Annotated in this window: 17 protein-coding genes and 1 pseudogene; 2 read left to right on the top strand and 16 right to left on the bottom strand. The window is 40.2% G+C overall.

The annotated features are described in order from the left end of the window. Positions 1–57: 57 nt before the first annotated feature. From PHP90_RS10190 to PHP90_RS10170, 5 genes are all read right to left on the bottom strand, one after another. Positions 58–648, bottom strand: a complete 591-nt coding sequence (locus PHP90_RS10190) for a CheB methylesterase domain-containing protein (RefSeq protein WP_299929168.1) — start codon at positions 646–648, stop codon at positions 58–60. 16 nt (positions 649–664) lie between these two features. Continuing rightward, positions 665–2,953, bottom strand: coding sequence for a diguanylate cyclase (locus PHP90_RS10185; protein WP_299929165.1), 2,289 nt, complete (start codon positions 2,951–2,953; stop codon positions 665–667). Positions 2,954–3,018: 65 nt separating this feature from the next. Continuing rightward, positions 3,019–4,314 (bottom strand): DEAD/DEAH box helicase, encoded by a 1,296-nt coding sequence (locus PHP90_RS10180; protein WP_299929162.1) that lies wholly within the window; start codon positions 4,312–4,314, stop codon positions 3,019–3,021. 193 nt (positions 4,315–4,507) lie between these two features. Continuing rightward, entirely contained in the window at positions 4,508–5,269 is a 762-nt protein-coding gene (locus PHP90_RS10175; RefSeq protein WP_299929159.1) for an MBL fold metallo-hydrolase, read from the bottom strand. Then, the gene (locus PHP90_RS10170; protein WP_299929156.1) at positions 5,259–6,776 is read right to left on the bottom strand and encodes a response regulator; all 1,518 of its coding nucleotides are present in this window, start codon (positions 6,774–6,776) and stop codon (positions 5,259–5,261) included. Before PHP90_RS10170 ends, PHP90_RS10175 begins: the two co-directional genes overlap by 11 nt. Before the next feature lie 295 nt (positions 6,777–7,071). Between PHP90_RS10170 and PHP90_RS10165 the strand changes: the two genes are divergently transcribed. After that, positions 7,072–9,162: a hypothetical protein gene (locus PHP90_RS10165; RefSeq protein WP_299929153.1), complete on the top strand. Its 2,091-nt coding sequence runs from the start codon at positions 7,072–7,074 to the stop codon at positions 9,160–9,162. Between the two features lie 45 nt (positions 9,163–9,207). Here PHP90_RS10165 and PHP90_RS10160 read toward each other — a convergent pair whose 3' ends face one another. From PHP90_RS10160 to PHP90_RS10150, 3 genes are all read right to left on the bottom strand, one after another. Further along, positions 9,208–10,461 carry an MgtC/SapB family protein gene (locus tag PHP90_RS10160; RefSeq protein ID WP_299929150.1) on the bottom strand — a complete coding sequence of 418 codons (1,254 nt, stop codon included), beginning with the start codon at positions 10,459–10,461 and terminating at the stop codon, positions 9,208–9,210. Between the two features lie 68 nt (positions 10,462–10,529). After that, a complete protein-coding gene (locus PHP90_RS10155) occupies positions 10,530–12,356 on the bottom strand; it encodes a diguanylate cyclase (RefSeq protein WP_299929148.1) in 1,827 nt (608 codons plus the stop codon). Next, positions 12,353–14,785, bottom strand: coding sequence for an EAL domain-containing protein (locus PHP90_RS10150; RefSeq protein ID WP_299929145.1), 2,433 nt, complete (start codon positions 14,783–14,785; stop codon positions 12,353–12,355). Before PHP90_RS10150 ends, PHP90_RS10155 begins: the two co-directional genes overlap by 4 nt. Before the next feature lie 253 nt (positions 14,786–15,038). Between PHP90_RS10150 and PHP90_RS10145 the strand changes: the two genes are divergently transcribed. Continuing rightward, positions 15,039–15,902, top strand: coding sequence for a hypothetical protein (locus PHP90_RS10145; RefSeq protein WP_299929142.1), 864 nt, complete (start codon positions 15,039–15,041; stop codon positions 15,900–15,902). 2 nt (positions 15,903–15,904) lie between these two features. Here PHP90_RS10145 and PHP90_RS10140 read toward each other — a convergent pair whose 3' ends face one another. From PHP90_RS10140 to PHP90_RS10105, 8 genes and pseudogenes are all read right to left on the bottom strand, one after another. Beyond that, entirely contained in the window at positions 15,905–17,437 is a 1,533-nt protein-coding gene (locus tag PHP90_RS10140; RefSeq protein WP_299929139.1) for an AarF/UbiB family protein, read from the bottom strand. Beyond that, a complete protein-coding gene (locus tag PHP90_RS10135; RefSeq protein ID WP_299929136.1) occupies positions 17,434–17,688 on the bottom strand; it encodes a hypothetical protein in 255 nt (84 codons plus the stop codon). Before PHP90_RS10135 ends, PHP90_RS10140 begins: the two co-directional genes overlap by 4 nt. A 160-nt stretch (positions 17,689–17,848) precedes the next feature. Continuing rightward, entirely contained in the window at positions 17,849–18,439 is a 591-nt protein-coding gene (locus PHP90_RS10130; RefSeq protein ID WP_299929133.1) for a DUF1287 domain-containing protein, read from the bottom strand. Positions 18,440–18,482: 43 nt separating this feature from the next. Next, a complete protein-coding gene (locus PHP90_RS10125; protein WP_299929130.1) occupies positions 18,483–18,971 on the bottom strand; it encodes a hypothetical protein in 489 nt (162 codons plus the stop codon). A gap of 27 nt (positions 18,972–18,998) precedes the next feature. Further along, positions 18,999–19,529, bottom strand: coding sequence for a L,D-transpeptidase family protein (locus PHP90_RS10120; protein WP_299929127.1), 531 nt, complete (start codon positions 19,527–19,529; stop codon positions 18,999–19,001). Beyond that, on the bottom strand, positions 19,526–19,966 hold the full coding sequence (locus tag PHP90_RS10115) for a hypothetical protein (RefSeq protein WP_299929124.1): 441 nt from the start codon (positions 19,964–19,966) through the stop codon (positions 19,526–19,528). Before PHP90_RS10115 ends, PHP90_RS10120 begins: the two co-directional genes overlap by 4 nt. Next, complete coding sequence (locus PHP90_RS10110; RefSeq protein WP_299929121.1) at positions 19,963–21,120, bottom strand: hypothetical protein; 1,158 nt, start codon at positions 21,118–21,120, stop codon at positions 19,963–19,965. Before PHP90_RS10110 ends, PHP90_RS10115 begins: the two co-directional genes overlap by 4 nt. Beyond that, positions 21,107–21,591, bottom strand: a pseudogene (locus tag PHP90_RS10105) (hypothetical protein); the annotation flags it as partial. The gene PHP90_RS10110 and the pseudogene PHP90_RS10105, both read right to left, overlap by 14 nt.

The following is a 21,591-nucleotide window of genomic DNA, read 5'->3' as shown; positions in this document are numbered from 1 at the left end:
CAATACCTGTCTCGTTTTGTATCCGCTTCAAGAGCGATGTTATCACGTCTTCTCTTATCATTCGCCAAACCGTTTTATCGCTTCGGTAATCTCATCCACCGAGAGAACCGCATTTGCACCGCCGCGCTCAATCGCCCGTCCCGGCATTCCGAACACCGGACAGCTTTTTTCGTCCTGGCATACGCTCAGTCCCCCTAATGTTTTGATTTTTACCATCCCATCACCCCCGTCATCACCGATGCCGCTGAGCAGTATGGCCAAAATGGATTTGGGCTCATACATGTCTGCAGCGCTGAGCATCATTACATCCACACTGGGTATAAAATCATTGCGAATCCCGCTTAGGATATGATGTATCATCGGCCGTTTGTCTTCACCGACACTGAAGCCCAAATGAACACCGCCTTTGGCCACGATAACCAATCCTCTCTCCAATATCAATCCCTCTTCTGACTCAACAACACGGTTAGAAGTACATGTTTGAAGCCGAGTGACAAATGAAGGGGTTAATTCAGAAGGAAAATGCTGAACAATACAGACAGGAACAGAGAAATTTTCAGGCAATGCGGTGATTAGTTTTTCGATTATCCCGGGCCCTCCTGTAGAGGCACCGATAAGAATAATTTTTGCGTTACAAGAAGCCTTCATATCACTCAATTCGATTTCATCCTATACATACTCTGTTCCGTCCACCGTTTTTCGCCTCATACAATGCCGAATCGATTCGTCCTATATTTTCATGGACACTTTGCCCTCGTTTCAGTTCTCCGACACCGATACTGATGGTGATCGAATCACTCATTCCAAAAGGGTGAAGTTCAACTTGTTTGCGAATACTTTCAGCTGCCACAGTTGCTTGTTCAAATGACGTATGTGGAAGAATAACCATAAATTCTTCACCTCCCCATCGTCCGATTATGTCCGTTTGGCGAAGATTTTCTCTTAAAATTTTAGCCAATAGCTGCAAAATGTGATCGCCCATCTGATGTCCCAAAGTATCATTTACCCGTTTAAAATAGTCTACATCTATGATCATAACCGAACAGTGGTATGTATCATAACGATTGACTTTTTTTTGTTCACTCTGAAGCATTGCATCGGATTTTTGACGATTGTACAATCCGGTGAGTTTATCGGTAATGGAGAGTTCAAGAAGCTTAGAGTTATATCGTTTAAGAATAAAAAATCTCCAGGTAAATGCTAATAGCCCCAATACGACTGCAGCAAAAATTTTCCATACCAATTTCTGATCGATTACGGCGACCTGTTCAATCGTTGATGCCCACCGATTATAGATATCCTGTCGTGTCTTGTCATCCAGATTTTGAACGAGTTTTTCGAAAATGTCATACAATTTTGGGTCATCAAGGCGTACAGCAACACTCAGCTCATCTCGTTCTTTGAGACGTGAGGAGACTTTCAAACTTCCTGTATACTCTTTTTGGATATACGAAGAGGTCACAACCAGATTATCAATGTATCCGTAAAGCTGTCCGTTTTCTACTTTTGAGAGTCCGTCATTCACGGATGCGACTTCGACAATGTCGAGCGTCGGGTAGAGCCGTTTGAGACGCCCAAAGGTAGCGTATCCTTTGACCACTCCGATTTTTTTCTCTTTTAGCGAATCGATATCTTCGATGAACGGTTTTTCCATCGTTGTGACCATAACCAGAGGAACCGCTAAATAGGTCGAAGTGAAATGAAGATATTTCATCCGATCCGGTGTTTTGGCGGCAAGAGACAAAATATCGCATCGATGAGACTCTGCATATTCCAACGATTGATTCCAACTCGACGTTTGAACCAGCGCAATGGGAATACCGAGCTTGCTTTGAAACGTTTTTATTACATCCGCAGCGATACCGATATGTTTCCCATCCCGAATAGCCTCAAGCGGATACCACTCGGGATCAACACACATCGTGATTTTTTTCTTTTGCAGCAGATAGAGTTTTTCATCCGGAGTAAGCTGAACACTGTTGATAGAACCGGCGACAATATCCTTAAATAAAAATTTCCCGAGTTTTTGATCTTCTTGGATCGCCCCTACTCGAACAAGCTGTTTATAAAGACGAGTCGTCGTCTCTTCATTGGTTTCACCAATGGCATAAAAATCACTCATCATCAGTTTTAAAATGACATTGGATTCATACGCGAGAGCTTCGGGAGATTTTTGCACATGATATTTTTGGATAAGAATATCAATCATTTCACCGGGATGCTGAGCTGCATATTCCCATCCTCGGTTTGTCGTATCGATAAATTTTTGGGTTCTGAGGGGATGTTCGATGGCTTCTCGCTGTGAAGTAAACAGATTTCCGGCATTCATGATGAATCCGTATTCCACAGGATCAATGATTTCATACGGAATATGCATCTGATCGAGAAGATAAAGCTGATTGGAACGATACGCACTCATCGCATCGACTTCTCCCTTGACAAAAGGATCGATACTGAATGTCTGATCAACAAAATGGGTATTGCGCGAGGTAATATTAAAATGCGATAAAAGAAGGGATAGAGAACTGTGTTTGAGTTCGTTTTGAGTTCCCATAATTGTTTTTCCGACCAAAGCAGCCGGATTATCAATTCCTTTTCGGGCTACAAGAACCAGAGGGGAATGCTGTAAATAAGTTGCCATGACGACAATCGGTTTGATTTTTCCGTTATCTACAACAATACTGCTGTTATAAATACCGTAGTTGCTCTTTCGGTTTAGAACGTCAGATACAACATCCGTCCCTTCGTGATATTCGCGTAATTCAACATCCAGCCCGGCATCATGATAATACCCTTTCTCTTTGGCAGCTATATAACCGGCATATTCAAACTGATATTTCCAATCCAGCTGCACGGAGACTTTTTCCAGCTTGCTGCCTTCTAGAATGCTCACCATACTTATAAGAAGAAAAAGGAAAAACCGTATCACTCTCACCCCGTCTTTTTTTTCCAAAGAGTATTTGTATTTATTGTACAACGCTAAAGATAAAAGTTATCCCTAGTGCACAATAATTTTTATTAATATCGTCGATCATTATCGCGACGCTTCGGCTCATGACGTCCGCTATCACGTTTTTGTGCCGGTTTTCCGCCGCGATCACCGCCGCCGTTACCGCCACGGTTGCTACTTCCGCCTGCTCCGCCGCGGCCGCGTTGAATCGGTTCGGCTTTGATAGTAGGATCCGGCTCATACCCTTCGATAATGCGGCTATCGAGCTTTTTGTTGATCAGTTTTTCGATCCCTTTGAGGTAATCAGCTTCATCGATACACACCAGTGAAATGGCTTCTCCTTCACATCCCGCGCGTCCCGTTCTACCGATACGATGGACATAATCCTCCGCAATATTCGGAAGTTCGAAATTAACGACATGCGGCAGTGCATCGATATCAATCCCACGCGCGGCAATATCGGTCGCGACGAGGACTCTGACCGAACTGCGTTTAAAATCATCAAGCGCTTTTGTTCGTGCGGCCTGACTTTTATTACCGTGAATCGCTGCGGCTGTGATACCTATTTTTTGGAAATATTCGGTCAATTTATTGGCACCGTGTTTGGTACGGGTAAAGACGAGAACCTGTTCCCATTTATGTTTGCCGATCAGCTCTCCGAGCAATGCGCTTTTGCGTTTGCAATCGACGAGAATGACACTTTGTTTTACCAGTTCACTCGATGTGTTACGGCGTGCTACTTCCACCTCGGCAGGATTGCGAAGCAAGGTATTTGCCAATGTTTTGATCTCATCCGAATAAGTCGCTGAAAACATGAGATTTTGTCGATTTTTCGGGAGGATCGTAATAACACGTCGGATATCGCGTATGAATCCCATATCAAGCATTCTGTCAGCTTCATCAAGAACGAAAACTTCCACTCCGCTAAGATCAACCGTCCCCTGCCCTATATGATCGAGCAAACGCCCTGGTGTCGCGATGAGGATATCAATTCCGTTACGAAGCATCGTGATTTGGGGATTAATCCCCACTCCTCCGAAAATAACGGCACTTTTAAGGGGGAGATATTTTCCGTAGATTTTGACACTTTCCGCTACCTGTGCTGCAAGTTCACGTGTCGGTGTGAGGATAAGAGCACGAATTTTTCGATTCGATTTCGGTATGGTTTTTTCGGTAAGTATCTGCAAAAGCGGCAACGTAAATCCGGCAGTTTTACCTGTCCCGGTTTGTGCACCCGCAAGCATATCTCGACCCTCTAAAATAAAAGGGATTGCTTGGGCTTGAACGGGAGTAGGCGTTGTGTAGCCTTGGTCAGTGATTGCTTTAAGCAACGACGCATGAAGGTTTAAATCGGTAAATGTCATAAAGGGGTTCCTTTGGTGGTTCGGCCCAACCAAAGTCGTAACTTAGGACGGTTTTAGGCAAGGGGAAAAAATTGGGTGAAAAGTGCAGTTGAGCGCAAGTTCGTAGCAGCGCCAACCGTAGGCGCGGATAATATCGGCATTCTACCACACTCTTGCCGTAAAACCCCTATGTTCTGTGATTACTGCGGATCTATCAACACCCGTAAAGCTCCTCGCAATGCTCATACCCTCCCTCGACTTTTTCAAACCACTCTAAAAAATGGTGTGCCATTTCCTCTTTAAACAAGGATCCGTGTTGCGGTGCTATCATGGCTACCTCATATTTTCGTACACATTTCACCCATGCCCGGCAAAAATGGTTTGCCGCCATATATCGCCCATGAAAACTCTCCAAAAAAGGACGATGCTCTTCAAAATCATCCACATTTTTATTCAGATTTTGCGGAGAAAGAACGGCTGCACCGATATCGCCGGAAAAAAGGATTTTTGAACGGCTGTCATAAAGCGAAAAGTTTCCCGGACTGTGGAGAAAGTGTGCCGGAATGAATTGCAGAAAATCATGCTCGAATTTAATCCGTGCACCGTGATCTTCAAGTGCGATAATCCGTCCCATATCCATCAAACCGTAGTGCCCCATAAAACGGGTCCACAACTGAGACATAATAAGCTTTGCCGACGTAGCGACACTCCATTCGGCAATAGCACCGGCAACGTCAGGGTCTTGGTGTGAGAAAAAGATAAATTTGATCTTACCCGGATCGATATGACGGGCTACGGCATCGTAGAGTTCACCGAATATCCCCCCGCTCCCCGGATCGATTAGAATGGCACTCTCATGCTGAATAATCAAAAACTGATTGACCGAAAGAGAATGTTCCTTATGCTCTTCATCTTCGAGACTGAACATCACACATTTGTGACTTTCATCTTCATAAAGCAGTGTTTCATTTTTCATATTGCATTCCTTTAAATTCGCGGATTAGTACCATCTGCTGTTTCGCGATGTAATCGATAAGATTTTTTTGTGCCTGACCATGCAGGTCATATCTGCATACTACCTCATAGCTTCGCTGATTCTCTTTGATACGGAACACCTCTGCAGGTGTATTAATAATTGTCGGTCTGGGAGGAGTATCAAACACCATATCTAGAACTACTGATTGCTTAGGCTCAAATCCTGCCGGCAGGGATGGCAACAGAAGGCGAACCGCATTGATCGAAATATCCATTACACTAATTTCTGCATCATATTTATGCCCTTCATACAATAATGTAGCACTCAAGCTCGAGTCCGGAGTCACACGGATCGCTGCCCGTCTTGTTGGTGAGGTTTGAACCATTCTGTAATGATTAAAGAAGACTCGCTGCGCATCGAAATCAATCCGTATAATACCTGTACATAAAATGGTTACCGGGAACAACTCGGAAGTGAGGTAAAATTCCTCCTCAAATTGAATTGCCTTGAGCTGCACATACGGGGTTTGGAGTGTAGCTTCCTGATGATTAACCGAAGTTATAAGGGCATCATTTGTAATGCTCAGCCCCTTATAAAGATTGTGCGCTCGAATTTTAGCACCGTTTTGCATTGCCATTTCAAGCAGCCCATACACCATTTTTTCATCTTGTAGCAAACGTTCCTGTTCAACGGCAGTAGCATCATAAAGTTTCAGCAGTCCCAATTCTGTCACATCATTCAGTGTTAGTACCCCATACCCATCTCTGTCCGGAATGCTTTGATATCGGAGAATAAAATGGTGATGATCTCCATCAGCGGCCGCGATTTTGACGTTGAATAGTTTTCCGAGATTTCCAGTAATTTCACTAAACCACTCATATCCGTCATGATTGTATAAAAAACTGTTGTGTTTGAGCAGCATACTTCCAAAAGACTCAAAATTTTTACGAAGTACATCCACACTCTCAGCCCCAAAAAACTCCAGACACGGCTGATTTGCCATAACCACTTTTTGTCCTTGCAACAAAAGAGTAAGGCTGTTTTGATAGTTGAAAATAGAGTGCAAATTGGCATTAAAAATTTTACGATGGAGTTCTTCTTTGAGAATATGGGCACAACGTGCAAGCGTTTTGGCGAGTGTTTCAACACGCATCGGTTTAACAAGATAATCAAATACCCCGATACGAATCGCCTGATGAAGTAAATCCGGATCATCATGTGCCGTAGTGACGATTACTTTTACTTCGGGATCGATTTGCATAATTGCTTTTGACATTACCAAACCATCCATTTTAGGCATTTCAATGTCAGTAATAACAATACTCGGATGATGCTCTTTAAAAAGCGCTAATCCCTCTTCTCCGTCATATGCCGTATATACCGTCTCAAAGATTTTTTTAAATAAAGCGGTTACCTGTGTATTTAGCCCTACATTGTCTTCAACATACAATAGACTATACGATTGCAAAATAGTGCGCAACTGTTTTAATACACCGGGTTCAACCATTTATATTATCCTTTATAATCTGGAAGAGAATAGCAAAACATCTCTTAAAATCAATCAACTTAAAATAACTGTTTTTTATTTTTACCATATGTTTGATACAATACTTATAAATTTATTATCATAAAAATAAATAAGGATAGTTTTGATTAACACTTTGTCCAATTTTAGCCTTCATCTATTTTTCTATTCTCAAAAGTTTTTTTTCTTTCCATTAATAATAAGCATTTTTTTATTCGGGTGCGGGAGTTCTGGAAGCAGTAATAATTCGGAGATTCTTAGTAGCGGAATCGGTAGTATGAGTACCGGAAATGCATATCCAAACAGCATAAGCGGAAATCCCAGTTATTATGTCCTAGTGTCAGACGACTTAATTCTCGGTGCAAGACTGATTGGCGTAAAGAATATCACAGATGCTTATAAAATTAGTCGTGAAACATCGGTATGTGAAGGCTTTACTGATCTGGGCAGAGGAGTTTACTCACTCAATAACTGCAGTGATAAACCATCAAGAATCATAGCAGTTGGAGGCTTTATCGATTTAAATGGTAATGGTAAATTTGATAGTGACGAACCAACTCAGTTCAGCTCGCTTGAAGTTGATACAACCGTATTAATGGATGAAAATTTTACCATTACACCGATTAATACATTAGCAGCGGCAGATTACACCATCAATCGTGGTACTTTGGCCGCAAAACTTGGTTTCGCAAACAGAGTAGAAGCCTATCGTGCAACTGAAGGTAATCAAGCCATGAACCGTCTGGTCAATGCAGTCTTGTCAGCAGCTAATAACAGTGGATTTAATATGCATGTTTTTTGCGCTGATTTAGCTGCTCGTATAGTCGATTCCAATTCAATAGGTATTGCTGCTTTACAAGAAGCAATACATAACTTAATCCAAGCACCGGAAAGTCAAATTGCATATGGGGACGCAAAACTTCAAAGTTTTTGGAATGATTCAAGGGTACAAGCTGTTATTAATGGAACCGATGTGATGTCAGCAATGCTTGCCAAAAAAATTCCCAATGGAAGACTTCGTATTTCAGGTTTAGTGACAACATATCCTACAGGATCAAATATAGTAAATGGTGCCGCAGTCAGTGTATACGTGAATGGAAGCAAAATAGGTGAAGGTGCCTCTAATAAATACGGGCAATACAGTATTGAAGTCAATGAGTTAGCCATCCCAAAAGATGCAATACTTTCATTAAAAGCAGAAACAGAGAAACTAACTCTAACATCATCAGTAGCGACTAATACACTATTAAGAAAAAGGGTAAACGGTCAAATCAGTGCAAATCAGATTGAAGTCCTTGTCCTCTCAAATTATACAACTATGATCGATGCATATATCAAATCACCAATAAAAGCACCTTGTGAGGTTGATCAATATTATCGTATTCAAACCAAAGAATGCTTACCGCTGGAAAATCCCACATGGGGATTTCAAGGTTTTATAATCCCTTCTGAAAATATCTACCCTTTAATAGAGTGCTCACAATCAGCACTACAAAATCTAATTAATTCAGTTCCAAAAGAAGGCGGAAGAATAGTGATGCCCTCATGTACGATCAATACAATAAATGGAATTAAGATTCCTGATAATATCATATTAGAAGGAATGGGAATTGGAAAAACGATTTTGAGTAATACAGTAACGACCACCTCTCCCGGATCAGCTGTAAATCTTTTAGGAGAGAATATTATTATTAAAAACTTTACACTCAACGGAAATGGTACAACATTGAATGGTATCGATAATTATGTAGCAAAAGGGAATAGTCTTATAGAGTTTATAGAAGCCAAAAACTTTAAAAGAGATCAAGGTTCAGCTATTTCCTATCTAACAAAAAATACCTTGGAAAATTCGCGTGTTACTGTAAGATATAATAAGACATCAAATGCTTTACATGGAATTGATGCCAAGGTATGGACATTAGCAAAGATGCTCATATATTCAAACGAGTCTTTTGAAAATGCAAACTATGGTTTGGACTTAAGTACTAATGATAGTATTGAAGTAGCAGGTAATTATTTACACAATAATGAAGTGGCAGGAGCAAAATCACCTGCCGCAAATAATATTATTTTTCATACTAATGATATCAATTTAAATGGTAGTGCTTCTATCGGTGCAGGATTAGTATATATGAGCACAAATCCCACAGCTACTATCATAGTAAAAAATAATGATATATCCAATAATCTAGGACCGGCTTATGCTTGTTGGAATGCCAAGTTTAACCGATTGATATTAATAAATAATAATGTCAAAGACAGTAATGACAGCAATGGTTATAATATCACTGGGTCAGGTGCTGATAGTATCGAAGTTACAGGTGATCATGGGAAGATTTGGTCAAATGGTGCAATAGTATATCATTGAATCACTTTTAAGCCGAAATCGAAAAGTAACAAAAACCTATTTCAATCAACTCAATGTAAAATAAGCCGCTATCCCAAAGGTTCCGATCGCAATAAGGTAATAAAAAAAGACCAATCGAAACAACACCATTTTCCCTAAAATCAGTACTAAAGCCATTTTTGTCAACGAATTACTCACAATGGCGATGATGATGGCTTGCTGTGCAATCAACGGGTTTAAGGTTGTTTTAGACAAGGTCGATAATGACAGTATAATCGCATCCACATCGGCAAAACCGGAAACAAATGAAGCGGCCAATACTCCCGCATCACCAAGGTAGCGATTGACTATCCCGATAATCGCTAATGTCGCACCGAATATGAGTCCCATCATCAATGCTTCTTTCAAATCAAACGGATTATTAAATTTTAAATCCTGCGAAATTTTTTCACGGCTGGTAGTCATATAAAGGTATCCGATATATCCATACCCGCTGAGACTTCCGAGAACTATCGGGATTAAAAAAGCATATGCCAGAGGTGGGTTAATGACCCATACCTCGATCCCGGCACGAATCAGCATCATTGAGGATGCCAATGTAATTCCGATGGCAAAGTTTTTTGCAAAAAAGCCATTTTCATGTATACGTCTGGCCATATTCATCGCCACTGCAGTTGATGAAATAAGCCCGCCGAAAAGTCCAGCCGCACCGATACCATATGTCGCACCGAAAAAACGTATCATGATATAGCCGAAAAATGAAATTCCCGCCACAAGAATGACCATAATCCATATCCGATAAAGGTTGACCAAACCGAGTGGATCGATAGCACGATCCGGAAGTATCGGCAATATGACAAAAGTCATCATCATAAACATAACCGCAGCATTTAGTTCATGTCTTGCAATTGTTTTTTCATATTCTTGGATTTTATCTTTTAGATTCAGAACAAACAACACGATAATTGCCATAAAGACAGAGAGCATCGGGGAAGAGAATGTGAGCATGGCTCCGATCAGAAATGTCACCAAAGCTGAAAATTCGGTTGTTGAACCTTTATCCGTATTATCTACACTGTTTACAATATAGGTACTGATGAGAAAAAGCCCGATGATTGCGGTAACGACAAGAAAAAAATGGGGAATAAAAGAAGAAAACCATGAGGAAAGAAAACCCAATAATGCAATCATGGAGAAAGTTCGGGAGCCGCCGAAATCTCTCTTCTTTTGCGCATAAATCGTATGCATTTCACGCTCTAATCCAATAATAAACCCAAGGATCAATGCTAAAACACTGTTCTGGACAAACAACTCATCCATTGCTTCTCCTTTTTTGATTAATTGAAGCGACTAAAAGTAATTATAGCCTTATCTTATTAAAGCATGTCTCATACTGTTTGCCGGACAACTCTGTTCCGACCGCTTGATTTTGCTTCATATAACAATTCATCAGCACGTTTCAACAACATTTCTGCCGATTCATTTTCTTTTAAAACTGCGGCTCCAAATGAACAGGTCAACTTTTCACTCATCTCAAATGTTTCTAGTTCAATAGAGGTTCTAAGAGCTTCTGCTACTTGGTATGTCTCTTCAAGAGTAGTATCAGGAAGCAAAATGACGAACTCTTCTCCTCCCCAACGCGCACAAATATCACTTTTACGCAACCGTTGTACCAATAAGCCGCTAATGTGTTTCAACACCTTGTCGCCCGTAAGATGTCCGTATCGGTCATTTATCTGTTTAAAATAGTCAATATCACAAAAGATGATACCCAGAAGTTGTTGTTCACGAACGGAAACATTGATCATATGTTCATACACCATGCTAAAGTGAAGTCGATTTGCGATCCCGGTCAACGGGTCGGTCATAGAGATCGATTGCATCGAGGAGATATCGGTAAAAATAACGACGTATCGGCTCTCCTCTTTAAAGCGCAGAAGAGAGAGTTTGACATCAAATATAGTAACTTTATCATCCACAATTATTTTTGCTTTATGATCTATTGTAGGATGATCGACCATATAATCCGTCCAACGCTGATCATTGAGCATCGGCATAAGATATTCTTCCGTATCCCCTTTTTCGAAATATTCGCAAACGCAAGAATGCTCACGTTTAAAATCCAAAATATCCGCATAATGAAAATACGCCAAAAAAGTTTGATTTGCAGCAATAAGCTGATGTCCGTCCGTAACAATAACAGGTGAAGGGATCGAATCAAGAACGGCTTGACTGTAAAACTCCTGAAACATCATCCTGTCGCTGATGGAATCATAAAGCCGGCTAATAAGCCACCCTAATGTCAGTATCAGAATCAATGCAATTAGTCCCGTAGCAATAACCATTTGAACAACATGATCCAAAAAATCTGGAGCTGAATGGATAAACATAATCGCCCCAATCGGTTGATTCAGATAGTTTTTTACCTGAACCGTTGTAATCGCAAAGGTTTGGTTCGTATCATTAATAACACTGTTTTGGAGATAATCATACTTGCTTTTGTACAATCTGACCAAGGGGATTAGATTTGGCTCAAGATCGATTGCTTTATATTCACCGATTTGAAGATAGCGATCAACATTGGAAAAAATCCCCAACATATTTTGCTTCACAAGAAAAAAAGAGTCATAGCCTGTATGTCGGCGAATGTTTTCGATAATAAAGCGGGTCGATAAGCCAAACTCTACCGTACCTACATATACTTCATGCTCAAAAACAGGGACAAGTATCCGAAAGGCTAATCCCTGTCGTCCCTCTTCAAATCCGTATACCAAGGTATGATGTTTATGAATGTAAGCAACCATTGGGCGTTGTGATGCAATAGGGTCTCCATATACATTAGGTTGATGCATTCTCAACAAAGATGTTCCGTCCGCATTGTGGAACTGCATAACGATCAAAGACGGATTCTCTTTTGATATTACTTTCCATCGCGGTAAAATCAGTTGATACAGACGATCATGATCTCGAGAGACAAACGCATCCAAAACTCCTGGGGAATTGATATTGGAGTTGGCACGCGCCGTATAAAAATGGACGGTTTCACGGATACTCTCTTCATAGTTGAGACGTACATTCCGATACGTCTCTTCCGTTCGAAGATCATTTTGCCCTTTTTCATGGATAATATTATAAAGAGCTACAGCTGCTGCAACACCTATAATGACACTCGATAGAGTCAGTAATATCTTCGTTTTTAAACTCTTTAATTTCATTCTTTTTCGCTTATTGAATCATAAGGTGAATTTTTTAATAGTGTCTCAAACTCTTCTAACGGCAATGGTCGAGCAAACCAATATCCTTGATAGGCACAACATCCCAAATCTGCCAATAAATTACGTTGTTCTTGTGTTTCTACACCTTCAGCTATTACAGACAGACCCATGCTCTCAGCCAATGCAATGGTTGATTTACAGATGATGGCATCATTGGAATCCACTAGGATATCGCGGACAAACCCTTGGTCTATTTTCAATTGGTCAAGTGGAAGTCTTTTTAAATACGCCAAAGAAGAATAACCGGTACCGAAATCATCCAAAGAAAAACACACACCTGCTGCTTTCAAAGCAGCCATTTTTTCTATAACCTCTTCAATATTGTGCACTAAAAGACTTTCAGTCAATTCAAGCTTGAGTCTTTTAGGATTTGCGCCGGTCTCATCAAGAATGGATAAAACACGTGCCACGAAATCACTTTGACTAAACTGACGTGCACTGACATTAACTGACATCGTCATACTTTCTGTCTGTGAAATATGTGACCATTCCGCCAACTGCATACATGCCGTTTTTAAAATCCAATCTCCCAAAGGCAAGATCAACCCAGTCTCTTCAGCAGCTTTGATAAATTCTATTGGCCCGATTAAACCGCGTTGAGGATGCTGCCAACGCACAAGAACCTCTGTTCCGGAAATAGTACCGCTATCGGTTACTTGAGCCTGATAATGGAGAACAAACTGATCTTCATCAATCCCTTTGCGTAAATCTTCTTCCAATAATGCCCGTTTCTTAAGAGCAGATTCCATCTCAGGATCAAAAAAACTTAGTCCGTTACGTCCCGCTTCCTTGGACTGATACATTGCGAGATCGGCTTGCTTCATCAATTCATCGGTGGAAATACGATCGCTTCTGAACAATGTAACGCCGATACTCGCTGTGCTGCGATGATTTATGTTCCCTAACACGTAGACCTGGTTCAATGAAGCAAGAATTTTTTCAGCCACAACTTCACTGATACTGGCAGCATCGGTTTTGTTGTTCCCCAGTCCTAATAAAATCACGACAAACTCATCACCTCCGAATCGTGCTACCGTATCTCCTTCACGAACACAGCTGCAAAGACGTTGTGAAACCTGTTGAAGCAATATATCCCCTACATCATGCCCCAATGTATCGTTCAGTGTTTGGAAATTGTCCAGATCAATCAATAATAACGCACTGTAATTATTGCTGCGTGAGCTATTGGCAATGGCCTGTTTTAACCTGTCTAATAAAAGTCTGCGATTGGGTAAACCGGTTAGCGAATCAAAAAAAGCCAAAGTATCAATCTCTTCTTGGCTCTCCTGCAGACTGTTTTTCTGTAGATTGATACTCTCATCCGTTCGACGCAATACTAAAAAAATAAAACTCAACAGCAAGCCCATTAGGACAAGCCCAATTAAAATGTTTTGAACCAAAAAATGGATAAATTCAGATCGCTCGGTGCTGATATCATTCATTAAAAACATATCGCCGATGATTTTACCGGATACATCTTTTAAGGGTATGATCGAGACCCGCCATCTTTTTGTATTATAAAAGAGCTCTTGATCCATGTTCAGACTAAAATCGATATGCGCACTGTGCTGTTTTATCATTGATACTAAAGCATCCGGAAAGTGACCATGAATCGAGGTATAGATAAGCGCATTGCGAGGCAATTGTTCCCAATCAGCCTGACGTTTTAACATGCGCATTCCCTCTTCCCATGCAGGACGCTTCAGATACTCTTTATGGATTAAAACCGTTATCTCATTGGAACCAAATTTATGAAGGACATCCAAGACGTCTTCAATCTCTTTTCCTAACTCAACATAGCCTATCAGCGTATTGCCCTCAAATACCGGCTGTACTACCCTTAGTGTAAATGTGCCCATAGGACCGATTTCAATTCCCGATGAAGTCTTTCGAGTCCACTCAGCCTCTTGTGCCGTAAAACGATTGATCAGATCACCGTATTTTTCCGGTTTATGTACACGTAAAAGACACACACGCCTTTTATCAAGAAAATAGAAATGGGTGACTTTATTCTCTTTTCTCATATGTTCAAAAACACTCTTCCACTTTACCAACAAATGGGCACGATTACCTTCAATAAGGTCTTTTTTGAGCGATTCATCAGCAACAATCGGCTGTAATGCTGTCGAGAGACCGGCTGTTTGCTGATTTATAAGAAGATGAAAATCATTCGATAGTCCGTTAACTTGAATAGTCACTCTGTCTTCTAAAAGGTGATAATGCTGCTGGACGAAAAGTGCTCCTACTCCAACAGTGAAAATTACTACCATCATCGATAGTGTAAGCATGAGACGATACGATATAGGCTTGGGAGAAGGATGTACGATAAAGCCTTTCGAGGTCTCTAACGAATTTGCAGAACTTTTCATCAATTAGCCTAAATAATTTTTATGTACTATGTCCTATTATACTACAAAGTTAAAAAAAACAATCACATAATTAAACAGTATTAAAATCTTATTTTACCCCAAAAGACGAATAAAGGCATCAGTATAACGAATGTATTTTTTATATTTTATCCGTAAATAACCTTAAACTCTTATCTTATCTCCCTTTTTCATACCGTTTTTAATCCAAATAGATGTACAATTTAAATTGAATACTCGGCTAGAGGAGTTTTCAATGAAACGAATTATTACGATCTATACAGAGCATAAGAACAGTATACAATTTTATCTGCGCACTACGTTGGGTAGCTTCCATCCGATCTCACATGATATAAATGATATGAAGCGCTTTTTTGAGTTTGAAAAGGCAGCAGAAATCATTTATGCTGTTTCACCAACATTTGTCCAGTCAACCCCAAGTTACGGCAGAAAAGAAGATGACGAGAGCCGGGAAGGAGCCGATAAATCGTTTTATTTCAAGTGGGTCAGTTTTTTAGATGAACCGATACACATCAGTAATCCTTACCTGCACCACATGACCGGACGACCCACACTTACAGCAGTAAAACAAGAAGAGAGAGGGTATCTCGTTGCCGACTTTGACATGCTCAAACTCTTAGAAGATCTTCGCCTGATTGAACATAACAGCCTTGTCGAAAAAATAAATAAAATGGTTATGGGCTTGGGCGGTTCGTTACTTGGGATTGTATCTATCTTTTTAATTATGTACGGAGCTTATATCTTCGGAGCCATGCTTTTTGTCAATCATCAGCAAAATGAGGTAATGCATGAAATATTTACCTCCATCATCTCCATTACGATCGGATTGGCGATTTACGATCTGGCCAAAACCATGATTGAAAATGAAGTCTTGTTTAAAACACTCGAATACGGCAGTGATGTTCAGAGCAAATCCCTCAGTAAATTTCTCACCTCTATCATCATTGCTCTCTCTATCGAATCATTAATGGCTGTATTTAAAATCGTCCTGGATGATTACAGTAAAATAATCAATGCTTTTTATCTTATTGTCGGCGTTACGATGCTCATTGTGGGTACCGGAGTATACAACTATCTCTCCCGGCAAAACAAAGGGTGAACCTACCGATACCAAAGCCGCATCATTGCGGCACCCAAAAGAACGTAAGCAATCTCATTCATCCCTGCCATCCATGATCCGAGCACACCCAAGAGTAAAATCAGTGCCATATACAGCGGCGCGGTTGCATTCCGCAGCTCTTTTTTCATCAGATCGTATTGCAGCGGTGAAAGCTCGACTTGCAGTTCCCCTTTGCTCGCTCGGCGAATAAGATATCGCAATGCGGTAATATCATCGGGTATGTGTTTAATTTCATCGATCAACGTCTCTAAAATAGACTCTTTCATCCCCAATGCTCGGGGAATATTACTCTGAAGAATCGGAAGGATGTCTTTGATGCCGTTAAAATTTTCGATATAGGTCGTTCCCAGCCCTTCGACTATGGCACTGACCCGCAGAATATAGATCGCTTCCTGAGGGAGTTTAAAAGGGAGATTTCGGGTTTGTTCCAACACATCAAAGGCCAGTTTTTGCATGCTTCCGCTATCGAGTGCATCGTTGCCGAAGATATCAAACATCCGCTCCGTAAACTCGGCGAGTTCTGCCGCAGGAGCATCATACGCTACCGTTCCCAATCGCTTTGCGGCACTGACATACGCTTCGAAATCGCGCTCATTTGCGGCACGGATCAGTTCTATAATGGCGATTCGGGTGTCATTCGGCACCCGTTTCACCATCCCGAAATCAAGCAATACGAGCTTGCCGTCGGGATTAACCAGAAGATTCCCCGGATGGGGATCGGCATGGAAAAAACCTTTGACCAACATTTGGTCGGTATAAAACCGTACCAGTTTATCGATGAGGGATTTGATATCAAAACCGCCGGAGAGAATACTGGTGCGATCATCAAACCGCCACCCTTCCTCAAAACTCATTACCAGCGCATCGTCACAGCTGAATGCACCGTAGCTTTTCGGAAAAATAATCCCTGCATCCGCGTACATGAGAGAGAACTTCTCCAAATTCATCCGTTCCTGATTCAGACTGCACTCTTTGACGATCATAGTCGAAAATTCGGCGATAACCGATTCGATCGAATGACGCGTCGTATGGGAAAAGAGAGGTTTAAAAAGGCGATTGAACAATGAGAGTATCCGTATATCCGCACGAACCCGTTTTTCGATCCCTTCGCGCCGAAGTTTTACCGCTACTTTTGTATCCTCATCCAGCCACGCTTCATGTACCTGACCGATCGAAGCGGAAGCGATAGGCTGTGGATTAAAACGGATAAACGGGAGAGTAGGAAACGCCTTTGCCATTACCCTTTCATACGCGGCGGGCGCCATAGGCGGCAAATCATCGTGCAGGGTTTTGAGCGCGTCCAAATACGGTTCATCGAAAAAATCGTTTCGTGTTGCCAGTACCTGTGCCAGTTTGATAAAACTTGCCCCCAGCTCCGTGATTGTTGCTGCCAGCTTCTCAGGAGAAAGGGGAGAAATCCCTAAAAAACTCTCCCTCTTTTTCAGTAAAAGATAAAACGACAGCAGAAGCCGGAAAACACTCCAAAGACGATACGGCGAATACAAAGAATTCACCCTCGTAACGCTTCGATATCCTTTTTTGTCGCAATTCCGAGTTCTTCAATCACCTCTTTTATCGCAGTTTTGAGCTCTTCTTTAACCCGTTTTTCTTCATCTTCGCCGCGCGTTTTCAGCCCTTCCAAAAAACTCTTGGAATCCGTAGCACTGAGTTTTCCTTTCTCTTCGAGCTTTTTGAGTTCCTCTTCAACCCGTTCTTTTAACAATAACGCTCCGCCCATTCCGGTATAAAACAACTCTTTTAGCATGGTATCTCTCCTGTTGAGTAATAAAGAAGTATAGAGCAAAATGGACACAATTAGGTATCCATTTTATGTCAATTCATTTCTATTAGCATTGTTTTAAATTTACTAATCCAAATCAAGAGCACTATCAAATATTAGGATAGCGAGGGAAAATTTTAGTTTACTATTTATAGCGATAGTGACCGATGATCTTATACGAAAAGAGACGATCCTCAAGCTTTTGTCCTTCTCCGATATTATGCACGATCATATTGACCCCTTGTCCATTTTTTGCCTCAACCACAATTCCTATATGATTTATCCCGCCGTAAAGATTCCAACATACTATATCGCCTGCTCTATAATCGGAAGGATTTTGAGTGATGGGGAGACTCTCTCCTTTGCGTGAAAAAAATTTCATCAAATTCGGCACTCGGCGATGGTCAATATTTTTATCCGTCGTTTTACGTCCCCAGTTTTTAGGATAGAGATTGAAATGAGCCGCCATATCTTCGTGAACCTCTTTTTGTAAATCAATTCCCATCTTACGATAGGCTCGAATCACAACATCAGTACAAACCCCTTTACTTTTAGGGACATCTCCTTTGGGATACGCTAGTACATAATAAGTTGGATCATAAACTACTTTATCTTTCGTCAATTCCATAGCGCTATCACTCAATTTGAGATAAAAACCTTTTGAAAGACTAGGGTGTATTTGAATATCTCCGAAAGTGACGGAAATGATAAAAATCAGGATGACTAAAATTCTCATATTTTGCCTTTTAATGGAAGTATCTGAATTGACGCACCGAGTCTTATTTTGACCAAACTTTGCCCAACCCTTCTCTTAAAAGAATAATATTTGAGTTTTGGCCATTTATTTTATATTCTTCAATCGAACAAACCGGTTCACATCCGAACATATGACATCGCGGATTAAAGTGACCAATCAGCTCGGAGAGAAGATAGCTTTGATTAGTATCGGTAGTGATTGAATAGGTTGTATTCCCTTCCAGTCTACGAACTACAAAGGAATTGTCATAGTTTTTTGCGAGTGCAGTTTCTATCTTTATAGAGGTATTGAGTTCTTTTATTGTTATTGATTGTGTAGACTCCGGAAAAGAGACGATGACATCACGAAATATATGCTGATTGCATTCAGATTCAATTTCTTCAACAGAAGGCTTATGAAAACCATATTCGGCTAAATCATTAAACTTTTGTGCGGTTGATCCTACTATAAAATATATACCGGAGCACCCTTGAAAGGCTATTGCTATTAAAAAAAACACGATAAATTTCATTTTGGCTCCTGTATATTGCAATAGCTCTCAAGGACGTATTTCAATGGATGCACCGAGGTTAACAGCATCGTAAAGTTCGTCGATCTCTTCATCGGTAACAGCTATACAGCCGTTTGTCCAATCAAACGATCGATGCAGTTTCCCGATAAATCCAAAGCCGTTACGAAGAGCATGGATTTTGATATTCCCTCCCGGTGGTTTACCCAAACTCTTAGCATGCTTGATATCCTCGGTATTTGGATATGAAATTCCCAAATTTTTATGCCATCCGCTGTTTGGATTTTTGGTGTTGATGGTGTAGTTACCTTCAGGCGTTTTTTTATCCCCTTCAAACTCTTTGTGACCTATTGAATTTTTACCGATAGAAATCGGATAAGTTTTCATGAGTTTTGTACCCGAATAGGCTAATAAACGATGTTTTGATTTATAGACGACCAGCGAATCGATCGAATTCTTTGGAATAAGTGTTTTTTGCTCATCTGTCGTAACGAAAAAAAGAAAGCTGAAGTATGTGAGAAGACTCACTGAGAGCAAAATAATTGCGATTTTTTTTGTCATCCGTTATTGTCACCTTTGGGTTTTAGAGACCATTTGAGGAAGAAAAAAAATACTATTGATGAAATGAGAATGCTTAAAAAAGTATTGAAGAATATATCTATAAGCATTTCACTTCTTGAAAATGTAGTGTACATATATTTACCATCAAGAAAGAAATAAGCATCTAAAAAAATCAAAGAAACAAGCATTAAAACAGTCAAAGTGACATATGTATTAAAATTTGATTTTATGTACTTTAAAAATATTTGAAACGGTAAAAAAAATATCAAAATCCAAAAAAAACCAATGACTATAAATGGACCATAATTTAATCGATCAAACGATGGTAAGCTTTCATTATCTACCATAGAAAAATAATTAAAAGAACCTGCTACGCTAATAACAATATATGCAACTAATGATATAAATAAAATATTTTTAAAAGTTAGTTTTTTCATTTCCCAGCCTTTATTTCTTCTTTATCCTTTTGAAATAAAAAAAGTCCTGTAGGTAAACCACTAGGTGTAGTACCACCAATAGGAGGCTTGTATGCACCTTTCGTATTCCATATCATTTCATCCCAATTATTTCTTTGTCGCATGGTTAAAATTTTGAAAGTTTGTTTAGCTGTTGCATTTATTTTCTCATTTTCAATTGTCATTCTTGTGGCCTTATATCCACTTGTATCTCCATCATCCTTCCATGTTGGATTATAATCACTTCTAGTGATATACGCATATACTTTTGCATCTAAATGATTGGCTAATTTTTGAGCCAAACTATTTTGCGGTTTTACTTCTTCTCTCCATGTTGTGTCATCATAAGATATGGCACTTAGTAATCCTAAATTCCCTGTTCGACAAGCATAAGAATAGATTGATGGATCTGTTGTTACAAAAGAGCTAAGTTTTAGTTTTGGAACATCGCCTATTCCAAATTGTTGAATATCCCCATTTTTTCCATCGAGTCCGAATACTAAATTCGAAGGATATCCATGTGAAAATATTTTAACCGTTTCAATTTTTGTTGTAGAACGTTTGACGGTTGCATCTCCTTCATTGATATATTTTATGAGTTCAGCAGTTGAATTGATTTTCTTAAAATAAATTGTCGGATTCCAGCTTTTTGCATCTCGTTTGATGATGTCTAGTGACAAAGAAGTATATCCATCAGTGAACATTATGATAGTTAGATGCGTATGAGACGGATAATTTTCCCGGACTTCCCGAACAGCTTGGGCAGGGAAGGCCAAAGCCATTCCATAGTCAAAATCATGTTGCTCGGTTCCAACAACAATAAGAACTTCTTTTTCGATAATTTCAAGCATAATTTCTTCATCGGAGTCTACTTTTCCATCATTATCACTGTCTATCCATGCACCAATGAAGCCAATTTTATTAGGATCAAGTCCTAGTTCTTTTCCAAATCCTTCTACATTGAAAACATATTTTGCAACATTGTCTTGTACTTCAGCTTGGGCTTTCTTTATTTTTCCTAATGATTTTTTCTCATTATCATAAGGAGTTAATGATACCTTTATTTTTGTGCCATTGGAAATTTTTTTTGTATTGGCTTTTAGGGCAATATTTTGTGTTCTATTAAACTGTTTCATCTTCAAATCTTAATAAGGATATTTCTTTTTCTTGCTCTTGTTTTTCTTTTGCCTTCTTCTCCCCCTCGCACCCGCCATTCACACAAACCTTCTTCCCTTTGATCTCAACGTATTCGTTTCCTACAACTTGGATATTGCTTGCGGTGATCTCTATGGTTCCCTCGGAACTCATATGGATGGTGCTCTCTCCGACAGTGATGGTGTACTCTTTGCCTACTATGGTCGATTTTAATACCCCCACCTCTTCCGTAGAGCTAATCCCCACCGTCTCATTCTTACTGGCACCTACAGATACTTGATACCCAGCACCGATAGTAAGAGCCTTTGCGATATCAATGGTTTCCGTTTTGCTTTTGTTGACTCTCTCTTGGCGGTAGCCGTGGATGGTGACGTCTTCGTTATTGTCCACGGTTTCGCTGCGGTCATGCATGATATGCTCAGTAGCATCGTTTAGGACAAGTAGGCTGTAAT

Origin of the sequence: Sulfuricurvum sp. (genome assembly GCF_028712165.1) — a bacterium.
Taxonomy (GTDB): domain Bacteria; phylum Campylobacterota; class Campylobacteria; order Campylobacterales; family Sulfurimonadaceae; genus Sulfuricurvum.
Note: the sequence above shows the minus strand (reverse complement) of the source record. Positions and strands in the feature narration are given on the sequence as shown.